The organism is Daejeonella sp. (assembly GCF_044342615.1).
GTDB lineage: Bacteria > Bacteroidota > Bacteroidia > Sphingobacteriales > Sphingobacteriaceae > Daejeonella.
In genome coordinates, this window is the sequence record NZ_JBIIPN010000119.1 from 1 (window position 1) to 8,116 (window position 8,116).

At 35.3% G+C, this 8,116-nt stretch carries 7 protein-coding genes and 1 pseudogene; 2 read left to right on the forward strand and 6 right to left on the reverse strand.

Features of this window, described 5'->3' with window-relative positions; all coding sequences use genetic code 11:
* Window positions 1-328 precede the first annotated feature (328 nt).
* From ACIQ0D_RS10035 to ACIQ0D_RS10050, 4 genes are all read right to left on the reverse strand, one after another.
* The gene (locus ACIQ0D_RS10035) at window positions 329-799 is read right to left on the reverse strand and encodes a nuclear transport factor 2 family protein (protein WP_395805213.1); all 471 of its coding nucleotides are present in this window, start codon (window positions 797-799) and stop codon (window positions 329-331) included.
* Window positions 800-1,023: 224 nt separating this feature from the next.
* Window positions 1,024-2,451: a chromosomal replication initiator protein DnaA gene (gene dnaA, locus ACIQ0D_RS10040; protein WP_395805215.1), complete on the reverse strand. Its 1,428-nt coding sequence runs from the start codon at window positions 2,449-2,451 to the stop codon at window positions 1,024-1,026.
* Between the two features lie 506 nt (window positions 2,452-2,957).
* Entirely contained in the window at window positions 2,958-4,502 is a 1,545-nt protein-coding gene (locus tag ACIQ0D_RS10045; RefSeq protein WP_395805217.1) for a methylmalonyl-CoA mutase, read from the reverse strand.
* Window positions 4,503-4,506: 4 nt separating this feature from the next.
* On the reverse strand, window positions 4,507-5,031 hold the full coding sequence (locus ACIQ0D_RS10050) for a hypothetical protein (protein WP_395805225.1): 525 nt from the start codon (window positions 5,029-5,031) through the stop codon (window positions 4,507-4,509).
* Window positions 5,032-5,134: 103 nt separating this feature from the next.
* Here ACIQ0D_RS10050 and ACIQ0D_RS10055 point away from each other — a divergent pair, with 103 nt between their 5' ends.
* Window positions 5,135-5,488 (forward strand): HesB/IscA family protein, encoded by a 354-nt coding sequence (locus tag ACIQ0D_RS10055; RefSeq protein ID WP_395805219.1) that lies wholly within the window; start codon window positions 5,135-5,137, stop codon window positions 5,486-5,488.
* Between the two features lie 67 nt (window positions 5,489-5,555).
* Entirely contained in the window at window positions 5,556-6,800 is a 1,245-nt protein-coding gene (locus tag ACIQ0D_RS10060) for an ABC transporter permease (RefSeq protein ID WP_395805221.1), read from the forward strand.
* A 28-nt stretch (window positions 6,801-6,828) separates the two neighbouring features.
* On the opposite strand, the gene rfbB is transcribed toward ACIQ0D_RS10060, so the two are convergent.
* Window positions 6,829-7,881, reverse strand: a complete 1,053-nt coding sequence (gene rfbB, locus ACIQ0D_RS10065) for a dTDP-glucose 4,6-dehydratase (RefSeq protein WP_395805223.1) — start codon at window positions 7,879-7,881, stop codon at window positions 6,829-6,831.
* A 51-nt stretch (window positions 7,882-7,932) separates the two neighbouring features.
* Window positions 7,933-8,116 (reverse strand): annotated as a pseudogene (locus ACIQ0D_RS10070) (UDP-glucose 4-epimerase GalE); the annotation flags it as partial.

Genomic DNA, 8,116 nt, shown 5'->3' on the forward strand with positions numbered 1-8,116 from the left:
TGAACTTGTTAATACAGTTACACCTGCCATACCTGTTATTCCAAGCATTTGACGTCTTGTAAATATTGGATTAACATCCAATATTTTGTTCATTGAAAAGTTGCCAGAGGAGTCTTGAGAGCTTTCCGTTTTGTTCTTTCCCATGGAATATATTTCTTTTAAATTATACGATATAGCTAATAGACTAATTAGTTAAATCAATAATCTAATTTAAAGAATAATTCATTGATTATTGTAACAAAAATAGATGCAATAAGCTTTCTTTAGAAGGTTTTACTGATAATCCCTGAAAACTGTTTTCAATAATAAAAAAGACCGGTCTTTTTTATTATTGACATCTTTCCTTTCTCGAAGTATCAATTAAATAAACAATCTTCCAGCCTTCGGCATATTTTACCAGAGTTATATTATCTGTCCCACAATGCGAAAACTTATTTCCGATATAGAAGGTGTATCTACCCCAAACTTGCGCCAAGTTTCCATCGATTAAAACCTGATCGAAATCCATCGATTCATTCCATAACTGATCTGCAGATTTAGGCTTAGCAATGGCCTTAAGCCAAGGCTCCATGCGATCACCGCTAACCATAGCCGACAATCCATCTTTAGCCGGTAGAATAGTTTGCAGAACGGCATTAGGTGCAAACACACCTTTAACCATTGCTGAATCACATAATCTCATTCCTTCAAATACGGTATTAACAGCTTTTTTTATGGCTTCTTTTTCAAGATTTGATGTTTGTGCGCTTGCCGCAGCACTTATTAATAAAGCTAATATTAAGAGAAATTGTTTTTTCATTTTAATGATGATATATGTTAATTAAACGATTGTAAATAAACGTATTATTTAACAATAATTAAATTTAATTAGAATCAAAAGCACCATTTATGGGTAAAAATATGCTGCAATTTAGGTAATCAGAATATTAGACGATAATTGTTAGAAGCCGGTATAGCAGAAATCGTAATTATTAAAAAACTAGCCAATTAATGTCGGTGCGCTAAACTAAACGTCTAATCGAATTAGCTCATTTTTAATTTTTTCTGAATATCCGCAACATAAGCTTTAAATTTCTTGTCGGTATCAATTAGATCATCTACGGTTTGGCATGCATAAATCACGGTTGAGTGATCGCGACCACCGAAGAATGCACCTATCGACTTAAGAGAAGTTTTGGTATGAAGCTTGGCTAAGTACATAGAAATTTGACGTGCTTGAACAATTTCACGTTTTCTAGTTTTGGATTTAACCATTTCAATTGGAACTTCGAAATATTCGCAAACCAGAGACTGAATATATTCCATTGAAATTTCTTTGCTAGAATTTTTGATAAAATTCTTAAGCATTGATTTAGCTAGATTCAGATCAATTTCCTTTTTATTAAGTGTAGACTGAGCTAATAAAGAAACCATGGCTCCTTCAAGCTCACGAACATTATTATCGATGTTGTGTGCTACGTACTCAATGACTTCAGAAGGTAATTCAATCCCATCGGAATACATCTTTTTGTTTAGGATAGCCATTCTAGTTTCAAGATCTGGAATCTGAAGATCGGCGGATAAGCCCCATTTAAAACGAGAAAGAAGTCTTTCTTCCAATCCCGAAAGATCCTTTGGAGCTTTATCAGAGGTAATTATTAACTGCTTACCTGATTGATGTAAATGATTGAAAATATGGAAGAAAATATCTTGAGTTTTTTCTTTCCCTGCGAAATTATGAACGTCATCCATGATGAGCACATCCATAGCCTGATAGAAATTCACAAAATCATTAATGTTATTATTCTTTAATGCGTCTACAAATTGCTGTGTAAATTTCTCACAAGAAACGTACAGCACTAATTTGTCGGGCAGTGTACGCTTAATTTCATTACCAATTGCTTGGGCTAAGTGAGTTTTACCAAGACCAACACTACCGTAAATCATCAGTGGATTGAAAGAAGTCCCACCTGGTTTACCCGCAACCGCATAACCTGCAGAACGTGCAAGTCTATTACAATCTCCTTCAATAAAATTCTCGAAAGTATAATTCTGATTTAATTGAGGATCAACTTGCAATTTTTTCAATCCCGGAATAATAAATGGATTTTTAATGTCCTTATTCAGAGAAATTGGCATTGGCATCGATTGGTTCTTTCCTTCTGCACCATTACCATTAGAAGGCATATTGGTAGTATAAGGAATACTTGTAGAAGATTTTTCAACTACAATATTATATTCTAATCTACCCTCTTCACCCAATTGCTTTTTAACAGTCTTACGTAATAAACCTACATAGTGTTCTTCTAGCCATTCGTAAAAGAATAAACTCGGCACTTGTATGGTTAAAATATTACCTTCAAGTCTTAAGGCTTTTATTGGCTCGAACCAAGTCTTAAAACTTTGGGCCGGGATGTTATCCTTAATAATTTGAAGACAATTGTTCCATACATGTGTAGAAGTTTTTTCCATATAATTTTACTAATAATCTGATTTACAACAATTGCCGAAAGAAATGTTGATAACTCTTTGGGACTTCAATAATCGGAAAAAAAAATGAATTAAAAAGTATAATTTTAAATTAGTTTTAAATAATTGATAATCAGGAGAATAACTTATTTATTAGGCATTTAATTTATACGATAAAAATGTCAATTTTCTCGATAATTTCATAGTGATTTTAAGCAGAATTTTCTAATTTAAAGGGTAATATTAATAATTTATAAACATTTTATTTGTACAATAGACCTTATACTGCATATTGCTTTGAAATAAAAAATAAATCAAAAAACAATTATCCACATTGAATTTGGTTTAAAAAATAAATTCCAAAAAGATTTTAGAGGATTATTCCGAGCTATAAATATTCTAGGATTAGAAAAAATCGAGCAAAGCCATTAGAGAATTTCAAAAAGATAAAATTCTAGAGGCCATTTTAATATTTAGTACGATGTGGTGAAACAGCGTACAAGACAAAATCAATATTCGCCAAATTCTTTTCTAAAAGTATCAGCAATTTCGCCTAGTGTTGCGTAAACTTCTACTGCAGCAATAATAAAAGGCATAGTATTTAAGCCATCCTTTACAGCATTTTCAAGATCATTAAGGGCTTTTTCAACTTCAAAGCCATTTCTTTCTGCTTTCAGCTTTATGATCTGGTCGATTTGTACTTTTCGGATTGAATCATCTACGCGGAACACCTCCGGTTTTAATCCTTCTGTATCCACATATTTATTTACACCAACTAAAATAGCATCTCCACTTTCAATATCCTTTTGATATTGATAAGCTGAATTAGCGATTTCATTTTGAATATAACCTTCCTCAATGGCTGCAACAGAACCACCTTTGGCATCAATTATCTCTATGTATTTCCATGCGGCTTTTTCAATTTCATCTGTTAGAGACTCCACGAAATAAGATCCGGCCATTGGATCAACGGTATCGGCTACGCCACTTTCAAAGGCTATAATCTGCTGAGTTCGTAAAGCAACTTTGGCTGCTGCCTCTGTGGGCAATGAAAGAGCTTCATCAAAACCATTGGTATGTAAGGATTGAGTGCCCCCCAAAACCGCTGCCATAGCTTGATTAGTCACCCTTATCACATTATTAAGTGGTTGTTGAGCAGTTAATGTAGAGCCGCCTGTTTGGGTATGAAAGCGCAATTTTTGAGCCCCGGGATCTGTAGCTCCTAAGTTTTTTGTGATTTGCGCCCACATCCTTCTAGCAGCACGAAATTTGGCAATTTCTTCAAAAAAGTTGTTATGACAATTAAAAAAGAAAGATAGTCGCTTAGCAAATACATTTATATCAAGCCCCTTTTGGATAGCAGCTTCAAGATAAGCCTTTCCATTTGCCAGGGTAAAAGCTAGTTCCTGCACAGCAGTAGAACCCGCCTCTCGAATATGGTAACCAGAAATAGAAATGGTATTCCATTTTGGCAGCTCCTTACTACAATACTCGAAAACATCTGTAATAAGTCGCATAGAAGCCTTAGGAGGATAAATATAAGTCCCACGAGCGGCATACTCTTTTAAAATATCATTCTGAATGGTCCCTGAGATCTGCTTTAAGTCGGCACCCTGTTTTTTAGCTAGACAAATGTACATAGCCAATAAAATGGGTGCAGTGGCATTTATTGTCATTGAGCTAGATACTTTTTGAAGGTCAATCCCATCGAAAAGCACCTCCATATCTCTTAAGGAATCGATTGCTACACCTACTTTACCAACTTCGCCATCCGACATTTCATGATCTGAATCATAGCCAATTTGGGTAGGAAGATCAAAAGCAACCGAGAGCCCTGTTGTACCTTGAGAAAGTAAATAATGGTAACGTTTATTGGATTCAAAAGCTGTAGAAAAACCAGCATATTGCCTCATAGTCCACATTTTACCGCGATACATATCTTTCTGAATCCCGCGGGTAAAAGGAAATTCACCCGGCAGCTCTAAACTTTTAGGTTCATTATAAACTTCCTTTATCTCAATACCTGAGCTTGTTTTAATTTTCTTTTCACTCATAGCATTAAAATAAATTTTGGATATCTCTCTTTATCAAACTAAGAGCAACATCATAAGGGTTTTCACTTTCTAGATTTGCTAAATGCGTTAAGACTGATTTACTAAGATCCATTGCGATAGCTTCGTCAGGTAAAGAATTTAGGGCGCTAGATACGATGCCGATAGTTTCATCCTTAATTCTTTTCACTACCGTCCAGCTCACATCACTTACATAAATTTGTTGTGATATATTATGCTGATACTCAGCGCGAATTTCTGCAAGCACTAGTTGGTGCAATTGAATGGCAGTCATTCCAGGACTTTGTAACCGGATAAATAAGTTGGAAGGATTTATCCTTTCGATAAATAAAACTGAACGCTCATATGCCTGAAGCCTCAAAGGAAGCGTATGTTGAATACTGGCTTTTCTTAATTCTACCCTTTGAAAATTAAGATTCTGTACCAACAAAGGTTTTATAAAATACCATGCTGCAAAAAATATCATAATACCAGAAATAGTGTACTTAACTATTTCCGCCAAAAAAGTCACTTCATTCATAATTCTTCAATTGTTAACAATTAGTCAAATTGATCTTACACAAAACAAAAGTGAGCAATTTCGTGTATATTTGTAATAAGATTTAAAAAGAAATATGAGTACAGAAATTGCAAATCTAACAGCGCCTGTTTCTTTAACAGATGGAGCTAAGAAAGAAATTATAAAACTTATTCAGCAACAAGAGTTAGGTCAGGATTATGGGCTACGTCTTGGTGTTGAGGGAGGTGGTTGTGCAGGAATGAATTATGTTTTAGGTTTCGATCAAAAGAAGGAAGGTGATCAAGAATACCAAATTGATGGAATAACCGTATTTATGCATAAAGCACATGGTTTGTATTTAGCAGGAATGGAGGTTGATTTCCAGGATGGATTAAATGCACGTGGATTTACATTTAGTAATCCGAATGCAAGCAGCACCTGTGGCTGTGGCACATCCTTCTCAGTTTAAAAAATATATTTTGTAACATTTCATTAAGTCCTGCTGTCAAACCAGCAGGACTTTTTATATTTATACCATGGCGGGAACAATGAGTTATTCTGAGAATGTTAAGGTTGCTATGCAATCTGTAAAGAGCAATAAGCTCCGAACATTTTTAACGGCAATTATTATAGCTATTGGTTTAACTGCACTGGTAGGTATACTAACGTCTATAGATGCAATTGAAGGATCTCTTAATAATACCTTCTCAAGCATGGGTGCTAATTCATTTACGATCCGAAATCGTGGGATTGGAATTCGTATTGGAGGCAGCGGACAAAGACCAAAACGCTATAAGCCAATTGATTATAGACAAGCAACTGCATTTAAAAGCAATTTTGACTTTCCTGCTACTATTTCTGTAAATGTATTTGCGTCATTTGGCGGGACTGCAAAATATGGAAATGAAAAAACGAATCCTAATATTTCTGTACTTGGCGCAGATGAGAATTATTTAATGTCGGCGGGCTATAAAATAGCCTCTGGCCGTAATTTTTCTCAGTCAGAATTAGAATATGGAACTAGTGTTGTGATTATTGGGGATGAAATTAGGACCCGTTTATTCCCAAACATTGACCCAATTAATAAAATCATTAGCCTTGGGAATAATAAATTTAGAATTATTGGGGTTTTAGAGGCTAAAGGCTCAAGTGTAGGCTTTGGAGGGGATAAAATTAGTATAATACCATTGCTTCGCGCTAAGCAAGTGATGACCATCGGCAATCCATCTTATACAATTTCAGTGATGAGTGATGACCCTACACAGATGGAATATGCCATTGGAGAAGCAACTGCCCTATTCAGAAATCTTAGAAATTTAAAAATTGCAGATGAAGATAATTTTGAGATCACCAAAAGTGATGCTATTGCTCAAACATTGCTCGAAAATTTAACATTTGTACGAATTGGTGGTATTGTTATTGGAGCAATAACCCTAATTGGAGCAGCAATTGCTCTGATGAATATTATGATTGTATCGGTAACTGAGCGTACAAGAGAAATTGGTATCCGTAAAGCAATTGGTGCTACCCCCTTGGTTATCCGCCGTCAATTTCTAATTGAAGCAATTGTAATTTGCCTGATGGGAGGTATAACTGGTGTATTTTTGGGCATATTAATTGGGAATCTACTCTCCATGGTTATGGGAGGGTCATTTATTATGCCATGGGGCTGGACAATTTTGGGACTAAGCCTATGTATTGGAGTTGGATTAATTTCGGGACTTTACCCAGCGGTAAAAGCTTCCAAACTAGATCCAGTAGAATCACTACGATATGAATAATTATTAAAAGATAGATTGAGATCTCAATCTATCTTTTACCATATTGATCATTATAATACGTTTGATAATTGCCTGAGGTAACACTTTGCAACCATTCCTCATTGCTTAAGAACCATTCTACAGTCTTTTCAAGTCCTTCTTCAAACTGTAAACTAGGCTTCCATCCTAAATCTTTTTGAAGCTTAGATGAATCAATTGCATAGCGTAAATCATGCCCAGCACGGTCAGTTACGAATGTAATTAGCTTAGCGGATGTTCCTGGCTCACGACCCAATTTTTGGTCCATGATGTTACATAACAAACGAATCAAGTCAATATTTGTCCACTCATTATGCCCCCCAACATTATAAGTACTACCAGAGGCAGCTTGATGATAAATAACATCAATAGCGCGTGCATGATCTTCTACCCATAACCAATCGCGAATATTCTCACCCTTACCATATATTGGGATGGGCAAATTATTTTTGATATTATTTATTGACAATGGGATTAATTTCTCTGGGAAGTGAAATGAGCCATAATTATTCGAGCAATTTGAGATTACCGCATCAATGCCATAGGTATCGTGATAGGATCTTACAAAATGATCAGAGCTTGCTTTAGAGGCCGAATAAGGGCTATGTGGATCATAAGCAGTTTCTTCGGTAAACAAGCCAGTTTCACCCAAACTACCATACACCTCATCTGTTGAGACATGATAAAAGCGATGCTTGCTATAATCACCTTTCCATTGATGACGCGCTGCATTTAATAAGTTTACAGTCCCCACAACATTAGTCATAACAAATTCTGTAGGATTACTAATTGACCTATCAACATGCGATTCGGCGGCAAGGTGAATTACAGAGTCGATTTGTTCTTCAGCAAATAATTTATCAATGAAGGCTGCATCAACAATATCCCCCTTTATGAATTTATAATTAGGTTTGTTCTCTATATCCTTAAGGTTCAAAAGATTACCCGCATAAGTTAATTTATCAAGATTGATAATTTGATATTGAGGATAGTTATTTACAAAACGTCTAACCACGTGAGAACCAATAAAACCAGCTCCACCGGTAATTAAAATTTTCTTCATTTTTAAGATATAATATAATTCTAGGATTCGAAGATCCTCAATTTTTTAATGTTAAAGAGGGTTCTGTTTAATATACTTCTCCCATTCCCATGCGGAGCTCATCATTTCAAGTAAGCCAAGTTCAGCTTTCCAAGAAAGATGACGTTCAGCTTTTGTAACGTCACCATAAATTTGAATAATATCACCTGGTCTTCTTGGCCCGATAGAATACTTCAATTTTTCACCTGTGGCCTTT

What these genes read in the sequence shown, in the direction of transcription:
- ACIQ0D_RS10035 (WP_395805213.1), bottom strand. Translation starts at nt 799, where the DNA reads ATGAAAAAACAATTTCTCTTAATATTAGCTTTATTAATAAGTGCTGCG.
- rfbB (WP_395805223.1), bottom strand. Translation starts at nt 7,881, where the DNA reads ATGAAGAAAATTTTAATTACCGGTGGAGCTGGTTTTATTGGTTCTCAC.
- ACIQ0D_RS10045 (WP_395805217.1), bottom strand. Translation starts at nt 4,502, where the DNA reads ATGAGTGAAAAGAAAATTAAAACAAGCTCAGGTATTGAGATAAAGGAA.
- ACIQ0D_RS10060 (WP_395805221.1), top strand. Translation starts at nt 5,556, where the DNA reads ATGGCGGGAACAATGAGTTATTCTGAGAATGTTAAGGTTGCTATGCAA.
- ACIQ0D_RS10055 (WP_395805219.1), top strand. Translation starts at nt 5,135, where the DNA reads ATGAGTACAGAAATTGCAAATCTAACAGCGCCTGTTTCTTTAACAGAT.
- dnaA (WP_395805215.1), bottom strand. Translation starts at nt 2,451, where the DNA reads ATGGAAAAAACTTCTACACATGTATGGAACAATTGTCTTCAAATTATT.